The sequence below is a fragment of the Bacillus crepusculi genome (genome assembly GCF_014764715.1).
In the GTDB taxonomy this organism is placed as follows: Bacteria; Bacillota; Bacilli; order Bacillales; family Bacillaceae; genus Bacillus.
The window spans coordinates 150226-174371 of the sequence record NZ_JACXXE010000007.1 but is presented as its reverse complement, the minus strand read 5'-3'; the positions used below and the strand labels follow the sequence as shown (position 1 = coordinate 174371).

The 24146-nt window shown below is 41.7% G+C and carries 20 protein-coding genes; 7 read left to right on the top strand and 13 right to left on the bottom strand.

The window, feature by feature from the left end:
* On the top strand, nt 1-501 hold the full coding sequence (locus IEE86_RS13730; RefSeq protein ID WP_191097721.1) for a GNAT family N-acetyltransferase: 501 nt from the start codon (nt 1-3) through the stop codon (nt 499-501).
* Between the two features lie 213 nt (nt 502-714).
* On the opposite strand, the gene IEE86_RS13725 is transcribed toward IEE86_RS13730, so the two are convergent.
* Genes IEE86_RS13725 through IEE86_RS13715 form a run of 3 tightly spaced genes read right to left on the bottom strand, consistent with a single transcriptional unit; the run spans nt 715 to nt 2375 of the window.
* On the bottom strand, nt 715-1533 hold the full coding sequence (locus IEE86_RS13725; RefSeq protein WP_191097720.1) for a YihY/virulence factor BrkB family protein: 819 nt from the start codon (nt 1531-1533) through the stop codon (nt 715-717).
* An 18-nt stretch (nt 1534-1551) separates the two neighbouring features.
* Nucleotides 1552-1884, bottom strand: a complete 333-nt coding sequence (locus IEE86_RS13720; RefSeq protein WP_191097719.1) for a YtxH domain-containing protein — start codon at nt 1882-1884, stop codon at nt 1552-1554.
* 20 nt (nt 1885-1904) lie between these two features.
* On the bottom strand, nt 1905-2375 hold the full coding sequence (locus tag IEE86_RS13715; protein ID WP_191097718.1) for a low molecular weight protein-tyrosine-phosphatase: 471 nt from the start codon (nt 2373-2375) through the stop codon (nt 1905-1907).
* 174 nt (nt 2376-2549) lie between these two features.
* Here IEE86_RS13715 and IEE86_RS13710 point away from each other — a divergent pair, with 174 nt between their 5' ends.
* Entirely contained in the window at nt 2550-3905 is a 1356-nt protein-coding gene (locus IEE86_RS13710; RefSeq protein ID WP_191097717.1) for an alanine/glycine:cation symporter family protein, read from the top strand.
* A 77-nt stretch (nt 3906-3982) separates the two neighbouring features.
* A complete protein-coding gene (locus tag IEE86_RS13705; RefSeq protein WP_003214000.1) occupies nt 3983-4198 on the top strand; it encodes a DUF1128 domain-containing protein in 216 nt (71 codons plus the stop codon).
* Nucleotides 4199-4308: 110 nt separating this feature from the next.
* On the opposite strand, the gene IEE86_RS13700 is transcribed toward IEE86_RS13705, so the two are convergent.
* Entirely contained in the window at nt 4309-4827 is a 519-nt protein-coding gene (locus IEE86_RS13700; RefSeq protein WP_007496591.1) for a type 1 glutamine amidotransferase domain-containing protein, read from the bottom strand.
* 254 nt (nt 4828-5081) lie between these two features.
* On the opposite strand from IEE86_RS13700, the gene IEE86_RS13695 reads away from it, so the two are divergent.
* Entirely contained in the window at nt 5082-9362 is a 4281-nt protein-coding gene (locus IEE86_RS13695) for a multifunctional 2',3'-cyclic-nucleotide 2'-phosphodiesterase/3'-nucleotidase/5'-nucleotidase (RefSeq protein ID WP_191097716.1), read from the top strand.
* A gap of 45 nt (nt 9363-9407) precedes the next feature.
* Here the strand turns inward: IEE86_RS13695 and IEE86_RS13690 are convergent, their stop codons facing one another.
* From IEE86_RS13690 to IEE86_RS13660, 7 genes are all read right to left on the bottom strand, one after another.
* Nucleotides 9408-9842, bottom strand: coding sequence for a terpene synthase (locus IEE86_RS13690; RefSeq protein WP_191097715.1), 435 nt, complete (start codon nt 9840-9842; stop codon nt 9408-9410).
* 73 nt (nt 9843-9915) lie between these two features.
* The gene (gene treR / locus IEE86_RS13685; RefSeq protein WP_191097714.1) at nt 9916-10644 is read right to left on the bottom strand and encodes a trehalose operon repressor; all 729 of its coding nucleotides are present in this window, start codon (nt 10642-10644) and stop codon (nt 9916-9918) included.
* A gap of 20 nt (nt 10645-10664) precedes the next feature.
* The gene (gene treC, locus IEE86_RS13680) at nt 10665-12365 is read right to left on the bottom strand and encodes an alpha,alpha-phosphotrehalase (RefSeq protein WP_191097713.1); all 1701 of its coding nucleotides are present in this window, start codon (nt 12363-12365) and stop codon (nt 10665-10667) included.
* Between the two features lie 15 nt (nt 12366-12380).
* Entirely contained in the window at nt 12381-13817 is a 1437-nt protein-coding gene (gene treP, locus IEE86_RS13675; RefSeq protein WP_191097712.1) for a PTS system trehalose-specific EIIBC component, read from the bottom strand.
* A gap of 174 nt (nt 13818-13991) precedes the next feature.
* Complete coding sequence (locus tag IEE86_RS13670) at nt 13992-14357, bottom strand: DnaJ family domain-containing protein (RefSeq protein WP_191097711.1); 366 nt, start codon at nt 14355-14357, stop codon at nt 13992-13994.
* A gap of 79 nt (nt 14358-14436) precedes the next feature.
* The gene (locus tag IEE86_RS13665) at nt 14437-16161 is read right to left on the bottom strand and encodes a methyl-accepting chemotaxis protein (protein ID WP_191097710.1); all 1725 of its coding nucleotides are present in this window, start codon (nt 16159-16161) and stop codon (nt 14437-14439) included.
* A gap of 30 nt (nt 16162-16191) precedes the next feature.
* Nucleotides 16192-17850 (bottom strand): pyridoxal phosphate-dependent decarboxylase family protein, encoded by a 1659-nt coding sequence (locus IEE86_RS13660; protein WP_191097709.1) that lies wholly within the window; start codon nt 17848-17850, stop codon nt 16192-16194.
* 578 nt (nt 17851-18428) lie between these two features.
* Here IEE86_RS13660 and ltaS point away from each other — a divergent pair.
* The gene (ltaS, locus tag IEE86_RS13655; RefSeq protein ID WP_191097708.1) at nt 18429-20411 is read left to right on the top strand and encodes a lipoteichoic acid synthase; all 1983 of its coding nucleotides are present in this window, start codon (nt 18429-18431) and stop codon (nt 20409-20411) included.
* Between the two features lie 97 nt (nt 20412-20508).
* On the top strand, nt 20509-21096 hold the full coding sequence (locus IEE86_RS13650; protein ID WP_191097707.1) for a YjgB family protein: 588 nt from the start codon (nt 20509-20511) through the stop codon (nt 21094-21096).
* A gap of 39 nt (nt 21097-21135) precedes the next feature.
* On the opposite strand, the gene IEE86_RS13645 is transcribed toward IEE86_RS13650, so the two are convergent.
* Nucleotides 21136-21639 (bottom strand): DoxX family protein, encoded by a 504-nt coding sequence (locus IEE86_RS13645; protein WP_191097706.1) that lies wholly within the window; start codon nt 21637-21639, stop codon nt 21136-21138.
* A gap of 196 nt (nt 21640-21835) precedes the next feature.
* On the opposite strand from IEE86_RS13645, the gene IEE86_RS13640 reads away from it, so the two are divergent.
* The gene (locus IEE86_RS13640) at nt 21836-22594 is read left to right on the top strand and encodes a DUF817 domain-containing protein (RefSeq protein WP_191097705.1); all 759 of its coding nucleotides are present in this window, start codon (nt 21836-21838) and stop codon (nt 22592-22594) included.
* A gap of 17 nt (nt 22595-22611) precedes the next feature.
* Here the strand turns inward: IEE86_RS13640 and nagE are convergent, their stop codons facing one another.
* The gene (nagE, locus tag IEE86_RS13635; protein ID WP_191097704.1) at nt 22612-23976 is read right to left on the bottom strand and encodes an N-acetylglucosamine-specific PTS transporter subunit IIBC; all 1365 of its coding nucleotides are present in this window, start codon (nt 23974-23976) and stop codon (nt 22612-22614) included.
* Nucleotides 23977-24146 lie beyond the last annotated feature (170 nt).

Genomic DNA, 24146 nt, shown 5'->3' with positions numbered 1-24146 from the left:
TTGTTTACTTATGGGATCACAAATGAATTGACTTTGGAAACTTTGCAATTAGATGAGGCGGACATCTTATTTACCCTCATTCAAGAGAATAAGACTCACTTAGGAAAATGGCTGCCTTGGGTTCATCGCTGCAAAGGCATAGAAGATGTCAAAACGTTTATTCAATCGACTCACAACGTCTACGCTGAACAAAAAGGGATAGAAGCTGGCATCAAGCTGAACAAGCAATTAATCGGTGTGTTCCGCCTGACGTTTTATCAGAATATAGGCAATATCGGTTATTGGATTCATCAGGACGCGCAAGGGCAAGGTATCGTGACGAAAACAGTGAAATATATGACAGAAGAATTTGCCCATGAACTTGATGGATTTGACATTTTTTGTCCTGTTGGTCATGTTCGAAGTGAACGTGTAGCGATGAAAGCCGGGTTCCAGCTCGACCCTCACTATCAGCCCAAGACTGATACAGCCTTTGTCCTTAAACGATATATACGACGTTAAAATAAAAAGCTCCCCTGCGCCATGCAGAGGAGCTTTTTTCATTTAATGGTATCCATTTTGTCCGTTCGCACTGCCGCTTGTTTTGTGCTTTGGCTGATGGCCTTTGTTTTGTTTTGTGTTGCTTCCGCCTTTTTTCGATTGTTTGGACATATGTGGTTCCCCCATCCATCAAGATTGAACATGTTCGTTCTTCTTTAGGATGCCCTGTTTTCTTTACAGCTTGCCTGGTACGATTTTACGCTTATGTAAAAGCGCATTGAGCTCGCCTCCGAGGATAATCATAATGCCGGTTAAATAAAACCAGATCATCAAAATAATGATTCCCCCGATGCTTCCGTACATTGCACTGTAGTTGGCAAATTCGCCTACGTAAAATGAGAACAGCATGCTGACCAGAATCCATCCAATCGACGCAAAAATTGCGCCTGGCAGAACAAATTTCAGTTTCAGCCTGATGTTTGGAGCAAAATAGTACAAAGATGTAAAAACAAACAATAAAATCAGCGGGCTAATGATCCATCTCATGGCAGTCCAAATAGTGAGAAAGGCATCTGACTGCCCGACTAATTTAGCCACAAATAAGCCAAGTTCTTTTCCGAAGACAGGCAGCATTAAGGCAAAAATAATGGTCAAAACCATCGCAATCGTTAAGATAATCGATGTTAAACGTACGAGAATGAAGGAACGATTTTCCTCAACTTCGTAAGCATGGTTAAAAGCTCTGACGACGGCATTAATGCCGTTAGATGCAGACCAAAGAGCGGCAATAATCCCGAATGACAATAACCCGCCGTTTCGGTTATTCAACGTCTGTTCGGCAATGGATTCAATCATCGAGAGCGCTCCCTCTGGCGCATAACCAGAAATCACGTTTAGGACATCCTTTGACGTCAGCGGCAAATACCCAACCAGCGTCAAAACGAAGATGAGAAACGGAAATAATGAAAGCAAAAAGAAATACGCAAGCTCAGCAGATTTTGCCGGTCCTTCATGCAGCAAAAAGCGTTCAATTAACGCTTTTACAAAACCCATACGCCTCATCTCCAATGATCAATCTTTCGGTTTAGATCGAAAGTGATCCTTTGTTTCTTCAATAATTTCTAATACCTTTGGGGTTGTTTCCTTTAACTGATTCACCTGCTCATTTAAAAATGACAAATCATCTGAGACCGTTCGCATCAGCTGCTTCGTTTCTTCCATTTTTTCTTTCACACAAGCAGATACTCTGCCTGGCTCTTGCCGGTATTCTTCCAGCTTTTGCTGGCAGTCATTCCATTTGTCTTTGAGCGCGATTCTCGTTGGTCGATGAAATAATGTCAGCAATGCACCGCACGCAGCTCCTATAAGAGCTCCTCGAAGCACGATTTGATTTTTCTCTTCCATCTCGTCTGATCTCCTTTCAGTTAAAGGTGTTTCTCTTTCTTTACATACGTTAAAAAATGGTCAATTCCTGTTTCAATTAAATCATGTACTTCCTCGAAGTTCCCTGTGTAATAAGGATCTGGCACATCATCTCGATCGTCGTCTTCTACAAAGTCAAGAAGACGGCCAATAAAGTGATGTTTCCCATAGCCGGCTATACTGCGGAGTGCTCCTACATTTTCAGCATCCATTGCAATGATATAATCGTATGTTTTGATGTCCTCATCCATGATTTGTCTTGCCGTCATCCCTTCATAGCTGATGCCTTTTTCTTCAAGCAGCTTTCTTGTTCCCTCATGCGGAGGGCTGCCTTGATGCCAGCCGCCAATGCCTGCTGAATCAATGACAAAGTGTTCACTCAGCCCTTCATCTTCTACTCGTTTTCTAAACATAGCCTCTGCCATCGGTGACCTGCAAATATTGCCAAGACACACGAATAATACATGAATCATCCTTCATTCTCCTCCTATCTTTTCCCTAAGAGTCTCTTTCGAAAACCTTTTCTCTATCATACCAAGCCCTTTTTCTTTTGGAAACTTTGCAAGAAAAGCTCTCATCGGCATTGACAAAATATACAAAGACAGGAGAAACTTTAGTAGAATTACATAAACAAAGGGGGATATTTGATGGGAATTATTGAGCAGTTTGTCACGACGATGAACAATTTTTTGTGGGGGCCTCCCCTGTTGATTTTAATTGTTGGTACTGGAATATACCTCACCTTTCGGATTCTCTTCATTCAAATTAGATTACTTCCTTATTCTTTAAAGCTCGCTTTTTCTAAACAAGACAAAACTTCAGAAGGAGATATCTCCCATTTCCAAGCGTTAATGACGGCTCTTGCTGCAACTGTCGGTACAGGGAATATCGTAGGTGTTGCTTCAGCTGTCATCGCTGGTGGACCTGGTGCTGTATTTTGGATGTGGTTTGCTGCATTTTTCGGGATGGCCACTAAATTTGCGGAAGCTGTTCTTGCCGTTAAATACCGGGTCAAAAATGAAAAAGGTGAAATGTCTGGTGGCCCTATGTATTATTTAGAGCATGGCTTGAAGCAAAAATGGCTCGGGGTGCTATTTGCCGTTTTTGGTGCCAGTGCTGCCTTTGGAATCGGCAACCTAGTGCAATCAAATTCAATCTCAGGGGTTATGAATTCCACCTTTCAAATTCCAACCTGGGTGACAGGTATCATCATTACGGCTTTTACGGCACTTGTCATTTTAGGGGGAATTAAAAGCATCGGCCGTGTCACATCTATTTTTGTACCAGTCATGGCTTTATTTTATGTCATTTGCGGACTCATCATTCTTGTCATGAATGCTGATCTTGTGCCGGGAGCAGTTGGTCTCATTTTCTCTGATGCCTTTACTGGTCAAGCCGTGGCAGGCGGTGCCATTGGAACTGTCATTCGCTGGGGTGTAGCACGAGGAGTCTTTTCAAACGAAGCAGGTCTTGGATCCGCACCAATTGCGGCAGCTGCTGCCAAAACGGATATGCCTGCAAGGCAAGCTCTCGTATCTATGACACAAGTATTTATTGATACAATCATTGTTTGTTCTATTACTGGTATCACCATTGTCATGGCAGATATGTATTTAACAGAAAAAAGCGATGCCCTGACCTCTGTATCCTTTGCTCATTTTCTTGGTCCAATCGGTTCAACCATTGTGGCAATCGGGCTACTTTTGTTTGCTTATTCAACCATCATTGGCTGGTCGTATTATGGAGAGAAATGCTTTACATATTTGGCGAAGGATTCGTATGTCATGTATTATCGGATCGTGTTTGTGATGGCCGTCTTTTTCGGTGCCGTATTTAAGAATGACTTCGTATGGGGCTTGGCAGATATGCTCAATGGGCTGATGGCCATTCCAAACTTAATTGGACTGATTGGTTTATCAGGGGTTGTCGTGTTTGAATCGAAACGAATCATTGAGAAGATCAAGCAGGAGAAAAAGGAGAAAAACATCTCCGTGTCGTCTTAATAGCCCTTTTATTCTTTTTCATTTCTGTTAAAATAGACATATTATTCGACACATATGTAGGAAAGGACGTGCCGCCCTTGTCAGAGCAAAAAGCGGCTGAAGTCAATCAGCTGATTGAAGACATTTCGCAAAAGTTAAATATGCTGAACATTGGGGTCATCAAAGCCGAGGACTTCAGTCCAGACAAGTACGAAGATATCGAATTTCTTCACCAAATGGTGATGAAAAAATCTTCATTCAGCCCAAGTGAAATGCAAGCCATCGCAAGCGAACTGAAAAACTTAAGAAAATAATGATGCATCAGGGACCTTCTTTGCGGTCTGCCAGGAGTTTCCTTAAATCATGAAGAAAAAGCCAGCACCCCCGCAAGGTGCTGGCTTTTTTATCCTGTCATAACTACTCCTTATTTCGCAAGCAGTTTTAATGATTCACGGTTAAATGCTGGAATATCATCAGGTGTCCGGCTTGTCACAAGCTGATCCTGACAAACGACAACTTCTTCGTCTTTAAATTTGGCGCCTGCGTTTTCCATATCTACTTGAATGGATGTATAGCCAGTTGCTCCTCTGCCTTCGAGCGTCTTCGCTGTAATGAGCAATTGCGGTCCGTGGCAGATCGCAAATACTGGTTTTTTCTCGTCCATAAATGCTTTTGTAAATTGAACGTAGCGATCATCTGCACGCAAAATGTCTGGTGAGAAACCGCCAGGAATCAGAAGTGCATCGAAGTCTTCCGGCTTCACGTTATCAATGGACGCATCCACTCTTACTTCTGCCTCTCCTTGCTTCCCTTTCACTGTTTTGCCTTTTTCGTTTTCAATGACTGTGATTTCATGGCCTGCGTCTTTAAAGGCTTTTGCAGGCTCGGTGAATTCAACATCCTCAAAGTAATCTGTTAATACAACTGCAATTTTCTTACCCATGTAGAAACCCTCCTGCTTGATTATCGTGTACACTACATAATATACCCGGCCGCGATAAAATCAAACATCCTATCCCTATCAGAAAACCCCTTATGATAAAAATAAGTATTAAGACTCATTCCCTTTCCCTTAACAAGGTAATTCGTATGATTTATGTTATCTTTACAATAATCTGCAAAAAATAACTACAAAAGTTAACGAAACATTTCTACAATAGGTATTGTGGTCAAAAAAATTAGAAAGGCGGAGATCAGGTGAAGAAGCTAACACATAGGTCTAAACGAAGGAAAAACCTGTCTATTCTGCTCACTTCCATTATGATGATTAGTCTCATTCTCCCAGCAGTACCTACTCATGCAGAAACAGAAAACGGCAAAGCCGTAAAGATCAGCATCTTAGCCACAACGGATGTTCATGCAAACATGATGAATTACGATTATTACAGCGACAAAGAAACAAATGAATTTGGTTTGGCGAAAACAGCTGAACTGATTGAAAAACACCGTTCACAAAATCCTAATACACTCCTTGTTGATAACGGAGACCTGATTCAAGGAACCCCTCTTGGAGAATACGTTTATAAAAATGAGAAAGACAGCATCATCAATCAATCAAAGGTTCACCCCATTATTCATACACTCAACAAACTAAAATACGATGCAGGAACACTTGGCAATCATGAATTTAACTACGGTTTATCCTTTCTTGACGGGACCATTTCGGGCGCTAACTTCCCGATTGTTAATGCGAACGTCAAAAAGTTAAATGGAGAACACCGATTCACGCCTTATGTGATCCAAGATAAAACGTTTAAAGATGCAAACGGAGCCTCACAAACTGTGAAAGTCGGTTACATAGGATTCGTTCCACCACAAATTATGACGTGGGATAAAAAGCATTTAGATGGACAAGTTCAAGTGCAGGATATCGTCGAATCTGCCAATGAAACCATCCCTGAAATGAAGGCAAAAGGCGCAGATGTCATCGTCGCTCTTGCCCATACAGGAATTGAAAAAACGGCTTCTCCTAAAGGATCAGAAAATATGATTTTTGACCTTGCCACGAAAACAAAAGGCATTGATGCGATTGTGTCTGGTCACCAGCATGGCACATTCCCAAGTGCTGAATATAGCGGGGTAGACAAATTTGATGTCGCAAAGGGAACCATTAATGGCATTCCTGTCGTCATGTCAAAAAACTGGGGAAGCTATCTCGGGGTCATTGATTTAACATTAGAGCCAGACGGCAGCAACTGGAAAGTCACAGACGGAACAGGCAAAATCGAATCCGTTGCTGGGGTGACATCTCAAAACAGTACAGTGAAAGATGCCATTCAAACAACTCACCAAAACACCCTGGATTACGTCAGAAAGCCTGTTGGTAAAACAGAGGCAGACATTAACAGCTTTTTTGCTCAAGTGATGGATGACCCTTCCATTCAAATCGTGACAGATGCCCAGAAATGGTATGCACAAGAAAAAATGAAAGATACTTCGTACAAAAACTTGCCAATCCTCTCTGCGGGTGCGCCATTTAAAGCCGGCGGACGCAATGGTGTGAACTATTATACAAATATCGCAAAAGGTGATTTAGCGATTAAAAACATCGGTGATCTCTACCTTTACGATAACACTGTACAGATAGTGAAACTGAAAGGTAGTGAAGTGAAAGACTGGTTAGAGATGTCTGCCGGACAATTTAACCAAATCAAACCAAACGATTCAACAGAACAGCCTATTTTAAACGAAGAATACCGCTCATATAATTTTGATGTGATCGATGGTGTCACCTATCAAGTCGATGTGACGCAGCCTGCTAAATACAGCACAACAGGCACACTTGTTAACGCTAGTGCGAACCGCATCAAAAACTTGTCTTACAATGGAAAACCTGTTTCTGACAATCAAGAATTTTTAGTCGTGACAAACAACTATCGTGCATCTGGCGGCGGAGGCTTCCCGCATCTCACGCAAGATAAAGTCGTGCTCGCCTCAGCAGATGAGAACCGCCAAGTGCTGATGGATTACATTATTGAACAAAAAACCATTAACCCAAGTGCGGATCAAAACTGGTCCATTGCACCAATAAAAGGCGCGACAGTCACTTTTGAATCATCTGTATTGGCAAAACCATTTGCTGAAAAATCAAGTAGCGTAGACTTTGTTCGTAATGCCAGCACAGACGGACTTGGCGTGTACAAGCTAGCCTTTAAAGAAGATGGGACAACAGAACCGCCTGCAACAGACAACTGGCATTTAACGGTGATGCATACAAACGATACGCATGCCCACCTTGATGATGCGGCAAGACGCGCCACAAAGATTAAAGAAGTTCGTGCCCAAAGCGAAAACAATATTTTATTAGATGCTGGGGATGTCTTCTCTGGTGACCTCTATTTCACAAAATGGCAAGGACTTGCCGACCTGAAATTGATGAACCTAATGAAATACGATGCCATGACGTTTGGTAATCATGAATTTGACAAAGGTCCTTCTGTTCTTCGTCAATTCCTGACAGGTGATGCATCCGATGTAGATGCGAAAAACCGTCATCAATTTGAAAAGCCTCAATTCCCGGTCGTGTCATCAAACGTTGATGTCTCTAAGGAAAAACAATTAAGCGACTTAGTGAAAAAACCAGCCTCATTTAAAGCTGGTGAGAAAAAAGAAGCTGGGATTTACCCTTACATCCTGCTTGATGTAAACGGTGAAAAGGTGGCAGTATTTGGCTTAACCACTGAAGATACCGCCATTACATCAAGCAGCGGCCCTAACATTCAATTTAAAGATGCGTACAAGAAAGCAAAAGACACAGTCAACACCATTCAAACAGAAGAAAAAATCAATAAAATCATTGCTTTAACACACATCGGCTATAACCGTGATCTAGAACTGGCTCAAAAAGTGGATGGCATTGATTTAATTATTGGCGGTCACACGCACACCCTTGTTGAAAAATTAAAGGTCGTCAATAAGAAAGAACCGACGATTGTCGCGCAGGTGAAAGACTACGGACAATTTTTAGGGAAAGTAGACGTGGCCTTTGATCAAAAAGGGATCGTACAGCCAAAAGAATCCTCATTTGACCTCATCACGATTGATGACTCTGTCAAAGAAGATGCGGACGCAAAAGCGATCCTTGATCAGTACAAAGCAGATATTCAAGATTTAAAAACAGAAAAAGTCGGGTCTACCGATGTCCTCTTAGACGGACAACGTGAGCACGTCCGTGCGAAGGAAACGAATCTTGGGAACTTTATTGCCGATGGTATGCTTGAGAAAGCGCAGGAATCTGCTGGTGCTGACCTTGCCATCACAAACGGTGGTGGTATTCGAGGTAGCATTGAAAAAGGCGATATCACTTTAGGTGATATTTTAACGGTCATGCCTTTCGGAAACACACTGTATGTCGCAGATTTAAAGGGCAGTCAAATTAAGAAAGCGCTCGAACAGGGGCTGTCAGGTATTGAGGAAGGCGGAGGCGCATTCCCTCATGTGGCCGGAATTGAATATACGTTTACACTGAGTAAACCAGCTGGCAGTAGACTGATTGATGTCAAACTGAAGGATCAAAAGGGCAACCTGACTGACATTGATGATCAGAAAACATACCGCGTGGCGACTAACGCATTTGTTGGCACAGGCGGTGACGGATACAGTGTCTTTACAGAAGCCTCTCATGGAGAAGATTTAGGCTATGTTGACTATGAAATCTTTAAACAGCAAATTGAAAAAGCAGACGGTCATATTTCTCCTGTCATCGATCATCGGGTGAAAGAAGTGTTCCTTCCTCGCGCGAAAGGAAAAGGCGCCTATGACATTCAAGATGATGAGAAATTCCAAACGTATGTGCAGCATACAAACAAAGCATTGCTCTATTTAGACAAAGCGAGCAAAGAGAAGAACGTTCAATTGTCTCTATCAAAAACGCAAGTAGCCGAGCTGAAGAAAAGAGAGCAAGATCCAAACGTCACTATCTATCATGACAAGGCGGGACTCACATTACCGCTTTCCAATTTGTCAGAGAAAAACGCAGATATACAGATGACAAAGACAGCTAAGGTGAAAAACGCATTAACGGATACGTATGATTTCCAAATCAAACAAGACCAGAAAAAGGTTTCTACCTTTAAAGATCCTGTTACGCTCTCCTTTACTTTAGACGAGCCTGAAAAAGCGAAGAAACCTAGTGTTTATTATGTAGATCGTAAGAAAAATCGTTATACCAAAACAAGTAACGGATCGTTCGAAAATGGGGTCGTATCAGGTCAAACCAAGCACTTTAGCGAATACACCGTACTCAATCAAAGCGAAGCAGCTGAACAAGCGCCAGATGAAACTGGTGGAGACGGCGGAACTTCTGCTCCAGGCGGATCGGATCCAGGTCAGGATGGAAGCGGCATGCCAGGAGGCACACTGCCGAATACCGCAACGATGATGTATACAGCTGTATTGATTGGCCTGCTCATGCTCGCCTCTGGCGGTATCCTTTATTACTACCAGCGCAAGCGCACACGGAACAAAGTATCATCTTAAAAGAAAAGGACAGAGCGTCGGCTCTGTCCTTTTTGCATCTCACTATCAATCTTGGGATAAATAAATCCAATTGCGGTCATCAAACTCTTTCACATCATCTGACCCTATATGACGCAGCATTCTATTAAAGAACGTGATGTCATCTTCATCATCGATGGCATATAAATCCTTTTGAACATATTCTCTCGTTATAAAATTCGTTAAGTTCGTATTATTGACAAAATCAGCAAAGTACGATTTGACAAGCGTTAAATCCTCTTCACTTAATGTTTCATCACTAATAATGGAAATATGAAACACATTCAAATACGCTTGAATGTCCTCTTCATCCATATAACATAACGGCTCTAGTTTTCTATCCTCTTCCGTAAATGGTTTTCGAGTATCTTCAATAATGACGTAACATAAAATTTGATGATCTTTCATCACGTTAAAAATTTCTAAATCCCGTAATTTTAGTGATCTATTTAGTCTAATCATCTTTCCTCCTGAAAATAGTGATCTATTCGTTCTATCTCCCCATGTTTCTCCCAAAACCTAAAATGGACAGAGCCTATACTCTGTCCATTTTTTCTCTTCTTGCAAAATCGACGAATCTAAAGCGGTCTAATCGGTGACGGCTTTCTGTGTATTGGAATAGACTCGTATCCTCCAAGAATACATAATTCTTCACCACTACGACATGGTCAAACCCATTTAAATCAAGATACTTGGCATCCTCTTCTGTACATGGCTCTACCACAAATTCCTTTTGAGCATAGCTAATCGATACACCGAGTTCTCCTTCAATATATTCATAAATCGATCCTTCGCATATGTCCTTAGACAGTGTCTGCACATGCTTTTGCAAAAAATAATCCTTGTCTAAAATGACTTCTTCCCCGCTAATATTGCGAGAGCGAATGACTTCCCAGACGTCTTCCTGCCCACTTATTTTCAGCTGAGACTGAATATATTGATCCGGTTTGATTAAACCAAATTCATGAACCGTTGTGACCGTCTTCCGGCCAAGCGTTTGAGAAAGCTCTTTAAAGCTGACGAGACCTGACACAGGGAACTGCATTTTCTCGCGATTCAGCAATACAGAGCCTTTCCCGCGGATTTTTTGGATATAGCCATTTTGCACAAGAATATTTAATGCCTTTCTCACCGTTTCACGGGACGTGTCATACATTAAGGACAGCTCATGCTCTGATGGGAGGATGCCTTTATCCTGCCATTCACCTTGTTCAATTCGTTTTGCGAGCTGATCATAAATCACTCGGAACTTATTCTCTTTCATTTTCCCTCCGCCCCATTTTTCTAGCGTTTGGTTAAATGATAAACGATTGACTCATATGGACGCAACGTAAATCCCTTGATATCTGCCGGCACATCCTCATAATTGGATAACAGGACCTGCCCCTCCATCTCATCTATAGCCTGCATAAGCTCATCAGGAAGCGTAAATTCCGCCTCCCCTGCATAAAAGTGGTTGATCACGAGGATCTTCTCATCATTGCTTTCTCTCAAATAGGCAAAAACCTTTGGATCTTCTGCCAAGAGTAATGTGAAGCTGCCATACGTGATCACATCATATTCTTTACGCAGCCTGCAAAGAGCCTGATAATGATAGAAAATCGAGGTCCTGTCTTTTAATGAGGCCTCCACTGAAATATCATGATTGGCTGGTTCAATCCAAGGCGTTCCTTTGGTGAAGCCTACATTTTTTTCTGATGTCCATTGCATTGGTGTCCGGGCGTTGTCTCTTGATTTGACCTGTAGAATTGCTAGTGCTTCTTCCTCTGTTTTTCCTTTTTCAAGCATGACTTCGTACATATTCAATGATTCAATATCGCGGTAAGACGAAATGTTCTCAAAGCGGGGATTCTTCATGCCAATTTCTTCCCCTTGATAAATATACGGAGTCCCTTGCATGAGATGAATTGTGGTCGCCAGCATCTTCGCTGATTCCTGATGATACGTGCCATCATCACCGTACCTTGAGACGATACGCGGCTGATCGTGATTGCACCAGAACAGCGCATTCCAGCCGCCACCCTCATGCATTTTCGTCTGCCATTCAGACAGAATCGACTTTAATTCCTGAAAATCAAATGGCGCGATGGCCCATTTTTCACCATTTGGATAATCCACCTTTAAATGATGAAAGTTAAACGTCATATCTAGCTCCTGCCGATCAGGTCTTGTATACCGAATGCAATCTGCGATATTCGTTGAAGACATCTCCCCAACGGTCATGCTGTCATATTTCGAAAAAACCTCCTGATTCATTTCATGCAGAAACTCATGAATTCTTGGACCGTCCGTATAGTACATACGGCCGTCCCCCTGCACTGATTGCCCGGCATCATCTAGGAAGCGTTGATCCTTCGAGATGTTGTTGATGACATCCAGCCTAAATCCATCAATTCCTTTCTCAAACCAAAAATGCATAATATCATATACTTGCCTGCGCACCTCATCATGCTCCCAATTGAGATCCGCCTGGGTGACATCGTATAGATGAAGATAATAGTCTCCAGTTGTTTCATCTAGCTCCCAGGCTGGGCCGCCAAATTTTGACTGCCAATCATTTGGCGGCGATCCATCCGCCTTTGGCTCCTTCCAAATATAATAATCTCGATATGGGTTATCCTTTGACTTGCGCGAGGCTTGAAACCACTCATGGAAAATGGATGTATGATTGACGGCTAGATCCATGATGACTCGTATTCCTCGTTCATGCGCTTCCTTCAGCATGTGCTCAAAATCAGCCATTGTACCGTACATATCATGAATTTTTGTATAATGACTAATATCATAGCCGTTGTCATACTGCGGGGACTCATACATTGGCGTGAGCCAAATACAATCTGCCCCGAGTTCTTTGATATAATCGAGCTTTTGTGTTACGCCATTGATATCCCCTGTACCAGAGCCCGTTGTATCTAAAAAGCTCTTCGGATAAATTTGATAGACCACTGCTTTTTTCCACCATGGTTCGTTTGTTTGTTGATTCAATTTCCTTCACCACCACTAGTTAAGTTCTTGTGAAAAATCCTTCTTCTTTTTTAGCTTTGCATATAAAAGGGTCCCAATGAATGGAACGATAAGAACAATGACCATTCCTATTGCAAATGCACCCCAGTATTTCGGAATGATTGAGAAAATCCCTGGAATACCTCCAACACCGACCGAGCTTGCCAGCACCCTTTGAGAGGCAATAAACATACCGGCTAACCCTGAGCTGATCAGTGCAAAAATAAAAGGGAAGCGATAGCGCAGGTTGACTCCAAACATTGCTGGCTCCGTAATTCCTAAGTAAGCGGAAATACTTGATGTGAGCGAGAGTCCTTTTTGCTTTTCATCTTTTAACACAAACATCATCGCAAGTGCAGCTGATCCTTGTGCGATATTAGACAGTGCGAGCATTGGCCATAGGAACGTGCCATGCAGCTTTGAGTTAATCAATTGAATATCGACAGCAAGGAACGTATGGTGCATCCCTGTAATCACTAACGCTGCATATAAACCTCCGTATAATAGGCCGCCAAGTGCTGCGAATTGCTGGAATACGGTTACTAGACCAGAGGTTAAAACGTTTCCAACCGCAAATGTAATAGGACCAATGACGATAAAGGATAAAAATCCAATCAGTAATAACGTAATCGGTGCAACGACTAACAGCTGAATACTTTCTGGTGTCCGTTTTGTGATAAATAATTCGAGCTTTGCAAGTAAATAGGAGGCAACGAGTATCGGAAGAACCTGTCCTTGATAGCCTACCTTCTGCACTTCAAGTCCAAACAAATTCCAGACAGGAATGTCACCAGTCTTTTCAGCCGCTCCATAGCCCCACGCATTTAACAAGTCCGGATGCACAAGCATCAGTCCAAGGACCATTCCTAAAAGCGGATTGCCTCCAAACCGTTTCACAGCCGACCAGCCAATTAATGCTGGTAGGAAGGTAAAAGCGGTGCCCGCAATCAAGTTGATCATATTCGCTAAATCAGCCCATGCCGGATACACATCCACAATCGATTTTTGATCAAAGAAAATATCAGGCGCTGTTAAGATATTATTAATTCCCATTAATAACCCGGCTGTGACGATAGCAGGAAGAATCGGTATAAAGATATCTGCAAGCGTTTTCACAGCACGCTGCAATGGGTTTAATTTTTGATCAGAGGCACGTTTAACGTCCTCTTTTGTGGCTTCCCCAATTCCCGTCTGTTTGACCATTTCGGCGTATACTCGGTTGACGACCCCTTGGCCGATGACAACTTGGTATTGACCGTTCGCTGAGAAAGATCCCTTCACTTCTTCAATTTGTTCAAGTGCTTTCTCATCAACCTTTCCTTCATCTTTCAAAACAAAGCGAAGCCTTGTTACACAATGTGTTGCTTGATCAATGTTTTCTTTTCCGCCGATGGCTTTCACAATCTGATCTGCTGCTGCCTGATAATCAGCCATGCTATCCCCTCCGAGATCGTTTTTTATAAGAAAAAAGAACCAAAAAACTTGTATATACATGTTTACTTCATATTTTATATTTGTATATAACATGTAGTCAACAACAAAATGTAGCGCTTTCATAAAAAAAGCCCCTCAATGTGCTGAGGAGAGGCATCGTGTCATCATCTTTTTTTATGCTTCGTAGACCTTGTTTTTGTAAAAGGAGGAGGCTGGACGGGCAAACGTTTGGCGCTTTGATGTCAGTTCATCCAAGCGTTTTTGTTTTTCTTCACATATGAGAGCAAGCTTTTTTCTTTCCTCTCCATCTATACTCGATTTGAGTAACGCTTTGACGGTCATGAGTTCTTTTTTCAGTGCCGTTTCTTCCCCAGCAAAGCCGGCATTTTTCATCATACGATAGCCCATTCTTAGCTCTTCAGGTACATGAGCAGCGTCATCTTTTGGCAGAGGTTTCCCAAAGCCAGATAATCCTTCAAAAGCTCCATTGTCCATCGCCTTTTTGATCCGTTCTTCTGACAATCTCTGCGCAAAATCCATTGTGTTTCTCCTTTCAGCCGAATATATTTGATTAAGCATAGCAAAAAAGCTGACTCTCTCACAAGAGCCAGCTTTTTCGTTATTTATTGTCGATTTTGAAGGTGGATACCATCTTCGCTAAGTCCTCTGACATATCAGAGAGCTGTTCAATCGCACTTGAAATTTGTTGCATGCCAGCGCTTTGCTGTTCCGTTGCTGCCGCTACTTCTTGAGAGCTGGCCGCATGTTCTTCTGATACAACCGAAATTTGTTCAATCGATGTAGAAATTGTTTGATAGGCTCGTTCTACCTGTTTGATGGATTGAAGCAAATTGTTCGTTCTGCTTGCAAATTGAGACACTCCGTCGTAAATACCAGCGAAGTTCTGCGAGGTGCCTTTCATTTGCTCGCGTCCTTCTTCCACTGCCTTACTGCTTTCCTCTACGCTTTCAAGGACACGCTGACTGTTTTCCTGTGTGCCGATTACTAGGTCTGAAACGGTTTTAGCCGCATCAGCTGATTGTTCAGCTAGCTTACGTACCTCATCTGCCACAACAGCAAACCCTTTTCCTTCTTCCCCAACACGTGCCGCTTCGATTGAAGCATTCAGTGCAAGTAAATTCGTTTGCGCTGAAATGTCGGTAATAATGGAAATGACACTTTCAATCTCTGTAGAATGTGATTGTAATTCTTCTGCTGCCTGCTTTGAGTTTGTCATTTTGTCATGTAGCATGTTGAGATGCTCAAGCACATGATTCACTAGTTTTTGACCAGATTCTGACTGCTCTTGTACTTTTGATGAAACAGATTTCATTTCATCTACTTCTTTTGTGACGCCTTCGATTTGGGTATCGATTTCCGCTACAGATGTCGTACAGTCTGTAATATTGGCTACAGAATCATTGATCCCTTCACTCATATTCGTCATCGCTTCTGACACCTGCTGCGCACTTTGACTTGATTCGTTCGTCACGGTGCGAAGCTGTGAAGACATTTTCGATACTTCACTTGATGAGTTTGAGATCTTCCCAATAAGCTCTTTGATCCGCCCCTGCATCTTTTGGAAGGAAGCGGCTAGCTGACCGATCTCGTCTTTACTTTGAACCTCTACCATTCCAGTGAGATCTCCATCAGCAATTCGGTTCGCTGATTCCATCAAGGAACGAGCTGGTTTCGCAATTTTTCTACCCATGATAAAGGAGAAGAGTAATCCGCCGATGAGCACAAGGGCAGATGCAATTGTGATATAGATCGTCAGCTTCTTCGTTGTGGCTGGAACAACTGACGCATCTAAGTCAATCCCTAAGATTCCCGTCAGCTCACCGCCTGAATCCTTGATTGGTAAAAAGACTGATTTATGTGTGCCAAATGAATCCTGATAAATATCACTTTTGACCATCTTATCTTCAGAAAGAGCCTGTTTCATCTCATCTGAAAACGTATAGTCTTGATCAAAATCATTGTCTTCCCCAGTTAATACAATAATTCTTTCTTTGCCGCCTTTATTAGATAACACGTATAAGTTCTCAAGCGTATGATCTTCTTGAAGCTCTGTGAATTTCTCTTTGATCTTCACATAAAGGGGATCATCCTTCCCGCTAATGCTAAGGACGTTTCCATCCATATTATCGATTTCTTTCTTTGCTGTATCAATATCTGTTGTTAATCGATAATCAAATTGCTTTAATAACTGGGATGATAAATCCTGGCTGACTAGATAAAATGTTAGAACGAATAATGCAACGGTTGCGAGTAATGTTACGACAACGACTGACATGATTTTGGAGGATATCGTGAGTCCTCCAAATTTCCTTTGTTTCGCCATTTTTTCTACATCTCCACTCTCAGATTTGATTTAAGCATGTACACTTTCAAATTGTCCACAGACAGATGCAATCACATCTTTTAAATAAGATACGATATGAGGGATATGTTCCGGTAACGTATAAGGTGAGATAACAAAAAACTTACTAACACTTAGATAGAATTCTTGACCTTCCTTCGCATTCACAAGTAAAAACTTTGTTGTATCGCCAAAGAACATTTCGTCTCTTTTCTCTCCAAGCTTTTCAAACAGCATTTTGTTCAATTCATTGTTCCGCTCAATTTCCATTGAAGTTGCTTCGCCTGAAATTTCTTCTTGAAAGCGCGGTGAGCCGTCTAGATAAATTCTAAACAATGTAGCCATTCCCACATTGTCATCATTGACAACTTCTGCTTGCGGAATTTCTTGACTGAGTGCTTTTCTGAATGCAAGGTTCACCTCTAAAAATTGACCAAGCAGGCGCTGATAGCCTTCAATCCCAAACGTTAACAGCACACTCAGCATGCTGATAGAGCTTCCCATTCTTGAGCATTCAAGTGTATAGCCCGTATGGTATTCCCCATAGCCTCTATGTCCGACATATGGTGTCTCTTGTTCTTCTAGGTCCAAACGCTTTAAGTCTGCAGCATTTTTCACTAAGAATAAGCTGGATGTGTAAGGTGTTTGACCGAGCTTCTGAAAATCAAAGCACATTGTGTCTGCAAGAGAAAGATGCTCGAATTTCGCTTTGATTTCTTTTAGCATACGAAGAACACCGTCTGAGAATTGCAGCTTGTTTTCAGCTAGATCATACTCATTAAAGAAAGCAAAGAATCCGCCCAGCGCTGAATCTGCATGAATATGCGGCACCTTTAGACCATACTTCTCAGCAATGGCTTCTGCTGTTTCACGTACCCCTTTTACATCATCAATTGCAATGGCATCTGTTGTTCCGGTTGTTGCCACAATATAAACGGGGATTCCGCCATTTTGTGCAACATGTTCCATTTGACAACGCAAATCTTCCATATCCATTGAATGATCTTTATTCGTTTTAATTCTGATTAAATTGTCTGTGCCGAGTCCTGTTGCTTCCATTGACTTAAATAAGCTGTAATGTGCGGCATCAGAACAAAACGCATAAAGATTTTGCGGGACGCCTTTTCGCAGTGACTCCGGTGCGACTTTCGCAATTGCTAAACGAAGTCCTGAGAAAATAGCCCCCTGACCTCCCCATGTTGTGTATCCCCCGCTCACATTTGGGTCATATCCGATGAGCCTTGACATCATTGAGACCACTCTGACCTCAGCTTCCGCTCCTGCTGGTCCGTAAACATCCCATAGGTTGTTTCCATTTACCAGCATAGCCGTCAGCATGCCTAGAATTCCTGGTGTACTTGCCATTGGCAAAATGTTGGTGAAGAAATACTTTGTGTGGTATGGATGATTATGTAAAAGCTTGAGTAATTCTTCATTCACAAGTTCCGCTTGTTGGCCGTTCACCGGAATTTGACTTGTTTCAGTGAGCTTTTGATAAAAATTCTCCCCACGATTCTTTTCACCCTTTAGGTGAGCACGGTTCGGATCCTTCAGGTCATCGACCCCTGAAATAATCTGTTCCATTAATTTGACGAGTTCTTTCCGGTCTTCTGCATTTCCGTCCTCACTCGGAAACCAGTTCTGAACGAGGTTCTCTGCTCGTACAGTCATATACTATCAATCCTTTCAATGGAAGATTTCCTGTCAATGTCTATATCGACTCCAATTCAAAAGTTTATAGTGTCAAAATGTCCACTTAAGTATATTTAGATAATTTGTTTATTCATCAAAATGAATAAAACCCTTACAAAATACATCAAAACCATTTTGTTTGTGAAACAACAAAATATATCGATATATTATCTATCAGGAATTTTTATCCACCTGTATTCGCAGTTCATTTCCTCATTTTTTTTACTTAACCTGCATAAACATTAATAAACACTGGAAATTTTCTCGAAATCACCATTGTAGAAACTAAATTAATTCTTTAGACTTGTGTCTTTTTGCCTGTTTTATTGATATAGCAACTGTAAAATTACTGAATTTTCTGTTATTATTAGGATAAATTTCATAAAAAGTTTTTGGAGGATCAAATATTTTCGATGCCTTTCCTTTTATTGCTTGGACAGGCTGCTGATACCCTTCACCGGTTATGACTTTTCTATTTGTGGATTTCGTGGTATATTCTAATGGTTCGTTTTCTTTCGTTCCGCCTCTTCCGTTTAACGGAGAAAAGGAGTGTTTATATGAAAACATTTATTCAAAAAAGAGGTCTTGGCTTCTTTATCATTGCAGTCATCTTACTATGGCTCAAAACGTATTCAGCGTATTTAATTGAATTTAAACTTGGTATATCAAATATGCTTCAGCATATTTTGCTTTTCGTGAATCCTATTAGCTCCAGCTTGTTCTTTCTTGGCTTTGCTTTATTGTTCAAGAAAAAATGGCAGCCTGCCGCTATCATTGTGATTCACTTTTTCATGTCTTTTTTACTTTACGCAAACATCGTGTACTATCGATTCTTCAATGACTTTATCACGCTGCCTGTTGTGATGCAGGCAGGAACGAATGGCGGACAATTAGGTGATAGTGCATTTTCACTCATGCGTTGGACTGATGTGTTTTACTTTATCGATACAATCATCTTGATCGTACTCGCAGTCCGCATGAAAAGGCAGCAGCAAACAAGTACAGCCACTGTACCTGTTCAAAAGTCAAAATCGTTTAGACTCGTCCTTGTGTCCTCTGTTGTGATCTTTGTTGTCAACTTAGTTGCTGCAGAGATTGATCGACCAGAGCTTTTATCAAGATCGTTCGACCGCAATTATTTAGTCAAATATTTAGGTGCTTATAACTTTACTGTGTTTGATGCCATTCAAAATGTGAAATCAAACAGCCAGCGTGCTCTAGCCAATTCAAATGACGTGACAGATGTAGAGAACTATTTAAAAGCGAACAGCGCTGATCCTAACCCTGCTTATTACGGGAAAGCGAAAGGCATGAACGTGATTACGATTTCTCTTGAATCTCTGCAAAACTTTGTCATTGACTATAAGGTGAATGGAAAAGAAGTGACGCCATTCCTTAATTCATTAGCTCACGACAACAAGACGTTTTACTTTGATAACTTCTTCCATCAAACAGGACAAGGAAAGACGTCTGATGCTGAATTTATGATGGATACCGGGCTATTCCCATTATCACAAGGCTCTGTTTTTATTAACAAAGCGCAAAATACGTATCAGGCACTTCCTGGCATTCTAAAGAAGGATCAATACACGTCAGCAGAATTCCATGGGAATACGAAAACCTTCTGGAACCGTAATGAAATGTTTAAGTCCTTTGGATATGACAGATTTTACGATTCTGAGTATTATGATATGAACGAGCAAGATACGAAGAACTATGGTTTGAAAGACAAACCGTTCTTCAAAGAATCCATGCCGATGCTTGAAAACCTAAAGCAGCCGTTTTATTCGAAATTCATTACGTTATCGAACCACTTCCCATTTGGTATGGATGAAGGTGATACCGATTTCGAACCAGGTGACTTCGGAGATTCTGTCGTCGATAACTACTTCCAATCTGCTCATTATTTAGATGAAGCCATTGAACAGTTCTTCAATGACTTGAAAAAGTCAGGTCTCTATGACAACACAGTCGTCATTATGTACGGAGACCATTACGGCATTTCTGAAAATCATAATGAAGCGATGGAAAAAGTGACAGGAGAAAAAATTGGAGATTATGAAAATGCCCAGCTTATGCGTGTACCGCTATTTATCCATGTGCCAGGCGTGAAAGGCGGACAAATTCATAAATACTCTGGTGAAGTCGATGTCGCTCCAACCCTTCTGCACCTGCTTGGCGATGATACGAAGAACTATTTAATGTCTGGTTCTGATATCTTATCGAAGAACTTCAAAGAGCTTGTGCCATTTAGAAACGGGGACTTCGTGTCGAAGGACTACACGAAAGTAGGCAACAACTATTACAGCAACAAAACAGGCGAGAAAATCGAGCCAACTGACAAGGCATCACAAGAAAATGAAACGGTGAAAAAGATGCTTGAGACATCTGATAAAATCGTCACCGAAGATTTACTCCGTTTCTACAAGCCTAAAGGCTTTACACCGATTGACCGAAATGATTATGACTATACAAAGAAAGTACAGGATGAAGAAGATTCCTCTTCCGCCAAAGATGAATCCAGTTCTTCTTCAAAATAACTTTCTCAATGAAAGAACCAGCCGATCCTTGATCAGCTGGTTTTTTCACGTTTGATGATTGTTACACCGGGTATAGGAAAACAAGGAGGGATTTTTCATGAAGAAAGCAACAGCCTTTGTCGTAACTGCCTCACTTGCGTCGTCCGCCCTATTCGGTTTCAGCCCTGCGCTATCCGCACACGCCATGACCAAAACAGCAGCAGAACCATCCGTTCCTCAAGGTCCAAAAGCCGCACTAAACAGTATTTACAAGCTGGCACATAATGGACAAATGCCCTACTATGCAGAAGGGCTCAAAATAGGAGTTCAATCAAAAAAAGACGTTCATCATAAACTAGGGAAACCTTATCCAGAAACGGGTCAAAGCGGCTTTGACTTGTATCACGCTGAGATGGGCAATCCTGGATTTGCTTTTCACTATGACAAAAAAGGCAAGATTAACGAAATCCGTTATTTCGGAACAAATGTAGAAAAAGAAACGAATATCGGTGGAATGACTCCATCTCTTTTGAAGAAACAGCTTGGGCCTGCCGATACAGTGAGCACCATCCCGCAAACAAACGAGAAGAAATACGTTTATCAGACCGGTGATTATGAGCTCGAATTTATCGTGGGACATGATCCAGATATAAGTGAGCATGAGCTAACAGTAGTGCATATCAACCTCATCAAAGCCAGTTCCTAAATAAAAAGCATCCTGAGTTCTCGCTCAGGATGCTTTTCTTTATGATGCCACTTCTAAATGCGGCTTTCTTTTCATTGTTCGTTTGAGGACTGGACCTGCGACATAATCAAGACCAAATTTTCCGGCATTTCCTTTCGCTGCCATGATGATGACCGCAATCAGAAGAAGGAGTGGGTTGACAGAGACGGTACCAGCAAGTAAGAAAGAGACATTCATCACGCTACCGAAAAAGGCTGCCGTTGTTGTGAACAATCCAACAATTAATCCAAGACCAACTAAGATTTCTCCCCACATGACCATGGCACTGAATAGTCCAGCATTTGGCAAAGCGACATTTTCTAAAAACCATACATAGAACGGATACACAAGATGGCCATCCTTGACAACGGGTTCAGATATTGCAAATTGCAAATATCCTGATGCATCGAATCCGCCTGTTAGTTTTCCAATACCAGATGTCAGCCAAGTCCATCCGATATAAAGTCTTGCTGCCAAAAGTATCACGGCTGCCCATACATTCGTTTGTAAGAATTTTGTAAACATGATGATGCCTCCCTTTTAAATTATGTGAAATGTTTCACATATTATTTATGGTCTTATCATACTATATAACATCTCGTTTGTGATCTTTTTCACATATATATTCACAAATTGTTCACGAATATCTAGTTGAGGTAAACTTTTCCCTTCATTTAACCGTCTAAGTTATTTCAGACAGATAAAAGGGGTTTGAGCATGCATGAAAACATTATGCCATTTCGCTTATTTACAGGCCATATCGTGTCTATTCCCCGTCATGATCTTTGCAGCACTTGCACTATCTAAGACGGTATCTATTCCTTTTCTTCATCGCTATGATTTCATTCTTCTGCTTTGTCTCATAGCACAGATCCTCATGCTGACGCTGCGGCTGGAGACATGGACAGAGCTGAAGGTCATTTGTTTATTTCATCTCATAGGAATAGGTTTAGAAATCTATAAAGTACATATGGGTTCTTGGTCCTATCCTGAGGATGCTTTTACGAAAGTCTTTGGGGTTCCTCTGTATAGCGGCTTTATGTATGCGAGCGTCGCAAGCTATATTTATCAGGCACTTTCACGACTTCGCGTAGAGGTGACTGCCTGGCCTCATCCGATTCTTTCAATTGGAATGAGTATGTGTATTTATCTGAATTTCTTTACGCATCACTGGATCTATGATCTCCGCTGGTGGCTGACATTGCTTCTTGTTGTTGTGTTCCGGAAAACGACGGTTTCCTTTCAGGTCGGTTCATCTACCTTTCGAATGCCGCTAGTGGTTTCATTTCTTTTGATTGGCTTTTTCATTTGGATTGCCGAAAATGTCACCACCTTTTTAGGGGCATGGCAATATCCAAATCAACAGCAAGCTTGGTCACTTGTTCATCTAGGGAAAATCAGCTCATGGTTCTTGCTTGTTGTCATCAGCATCGTTCTTGTCATCGAACAGCGCAAACAAAAAAACGTTCAGCCCATTTGACCTGGCTGAACGCTTTTTTAATCTCGATCGACTTCCTTGCGGAGATCATCTGCGACAAATTCGACATTCGTTCCAATGATGATTTGTACGGATGTTTTCCCTGAAGTCAGTATCCCTTTGGCTCCTGCTTTTTTCAATGTACCCTCGTTTAATAAATTTGTATCCTCTACTGTTAAGCGAAGACGGGTGGCACAATGATCAATGGTGGTGATATTGTCTTTGCCGCCAAGCCCCTCTACGAGCATATTCGCTCCGGCAGTATTTGCATGATGAGCTGGAATATCTTCCAGCTCATCATCTTCTCTGCCCGGTGTTTTCAGATTGAGCAGTTTAATGAGGAAATAGAAGACGACAAAGTAAATAACGCCATACATCACCCCAACCACAAGCAGCATGATCGGTTTTTGTGCAATGCCAAAGCTTAAGACGTAATCAATCGCACCTGCAGAAAAGGCGAAGCCGCTATGAATCCCGAGGGTGTTTACGATAAAGAGCGAGAGACCCGTTAATATTGCATGGACACCGTATAAAAGTGGCGATAAAAACATAAATGAAAATTCAATTGGTTCAGTGATCCCTGTTATAAATGACGTTAGCGCCATCCCAATCATCAATCCAGCTGTTGCTTTTCGCTTTTCAGGTTTTGCTGTCACAACCATGGCTAGGCATGCCGCTGGCAGACCAAACATCATCACTGGGAAGAATCCGGTCATAAAGACACCTGCACTTGGATCTCCTTTAAAGAATCGCGCCAAGTCCCCAGTTGCCCCATTGAAATCCCCAAATTGAAACCAGAATAAATTATTTAGCACATGATGAAGTCCTAGTGGAATCAGCAATCGGTTAAAGAATCCAAACAGCCCCGCACCCGTCGCACCAAGACTTAAAATCCATTCCCCCAAATCATTGATCACACTTTGAATCGGAGGCCATACATATCCGAAAACGGCTGCTAATAAAATGGTGAAAAGTGCTGTCATAATCGGCACAAGCCGTCTTCCACTAAAGAAACCTAAGTATTCCGGCAGTTTCGTATCCTTGAATTGATTGTATACGTAACCTGCCAAAAGCCCGCATAAAATACCGCCCAATACCCCCATATTGTTGGTTGAGTTAATCGACGTTGTACCGGCTGACAAAATAAAATAAGAGATCGCCCCTGATAACGCCGCTGCACCGTTACCATCCTTTGAAATGCCGATTGCGACACCCATTGCAAAAATTAAAGCCAAGTTCGCAAAAATTGCATTCCCTGCCGCATAAATAAATGGGATATTGAATACATCCTCCCGCCCAATAGCCAAAATAATCCCTGCTGCTGGAAGTACAGCGATTGGAAGCATAAATGATTTCCCTAACTTTTGAAAAAACTGAAACACCATCTCTTTTCTCCCCCCTTTGTCATCATCATGACCAAATTTCTCATGATGTTCATAAAAAATATATCATATGCACATCTAGTTATCTATACCAATTTGTCCACATCGATTCGGAATTCCGCCTTTACTCTTTTCACGTAAAATGTGGTAAGCTATTGAATAGAATGAAGTTA

Excerpts from the sequence above, each read along its gene's own strand:
- IEE86_RS13725 (WP_191097720.1), bottom strand. The coding sequence starts at position 1,533 with ATGGGTTTTGTAAAAGCGTTAATTGAACGCTTTTTGCTGCATGAAGGA.
- IEE86_RS13720 (WP_191097719.1), bottom strand. The coding sequence starts at position 1,884 with ATGGAAGAGAAAAATCAAATCGTGCTTCGAGGAGCTCTTATAGGAGCT.
- IEE86_RS13715 (WP_191097718.1), bottom strand. The coding sequence starts at position 2,375 with ATGATTCATGTATTATTCGTGTGTCTTGGCAATATTTGCAGGTCACCG.
- IEE86_RS13710 (WP_191097717.1), top strand. The coding sequence starts at position 2,550 with ATGGGAATTATTGAGCAGTTTGTCACGACGATGAACAATTTTTTGTGG.
- IEE86_RS13700 (WP_007496591.1), bottom strand. The coding sequence starts at position 4,827 with ATGGGTAAGAAAATTGCAGTTGTATTAACAGATTACTTTGAGGATGTT.
- IEE86_RS13690 (WP_191097715.1), bottom strand. The coding sequence starts at position 9,842 with ATGATTAGACTAAATAGATCACTAAAATTACGGGATTTAGAAATTTTT.
- treR (WP_191097714.1), bottom strand. The coding sequence starts at position 10,644 with ATGAAAGAGAATAAGTTCCGAGTGATTTATGATCAGCTCGCAAAACGA.
- treP (WP_191097712.1), bottom strand. The coding sequence starts at position 13,817 with ATGGCTGATTATCAGGCAGCAGCAGATCAGATTGTGAAAGCCATCGGC.
- IEE86_RS13670 (WP_191097711.1), bottom strand. The coding sequence starts at position 14,357 with ATGGATTTTGCGCAGAGATTGTCAGAAGAACGGATCAAAAAGGCGATG.
- IEE86_RS13665 (WP_191097710.1), bottom strand. The coding sequence starts at position 16,161 with ATGGCGAAACAAAGGAAATTTGGAGGACTCACGATATCCTCCAAAATC.
- IEE86_RS13660 (WP_191097709.1), bottom strand. The coding sequence starts at position 17,850 with ATGACTGTACGAGCAGAGAACCTCGTTCAGAACTGGTTTCCGAGTGAG.
- ltaS (WP_191097708.1), top strand. The coding sequence starts at position 18,429 with ATGAAAACATTTATTCAAAAAAGAGGTCTTGGCTTCTTTATCATTGCA.
- IEE86_RS13650 (WP_191097707.1), top strand. The coding sequence starts at position 20,509 with ATGAAGAAAGCAACAGCCTTTGTCGTAACTGCCTCACTTGCGTCGTCC.
- IEE86_RS13645 (WP_191097706.1), bottom strand. The coding sequence starts at position 21,639 with ATGTTTACAAAATTCTTACAAACGAATGTATGGGCAGCCGTGATACTT.
- IEE86_RS13640 (WP_191097705.1), top strand. The coding sequence starts at position 21,836 with ATGAAAACATTATGCCATTTCGCTTATTTACAGGCCATATCGTGTCTA.
- nagE (WP_191097704.1), bottom strand. The coding sequence starts at position 23,976 with ATGGTGTTTCAGTTTTTTCAAAAGTTAGGGAAATCATTTATGCTTCCA.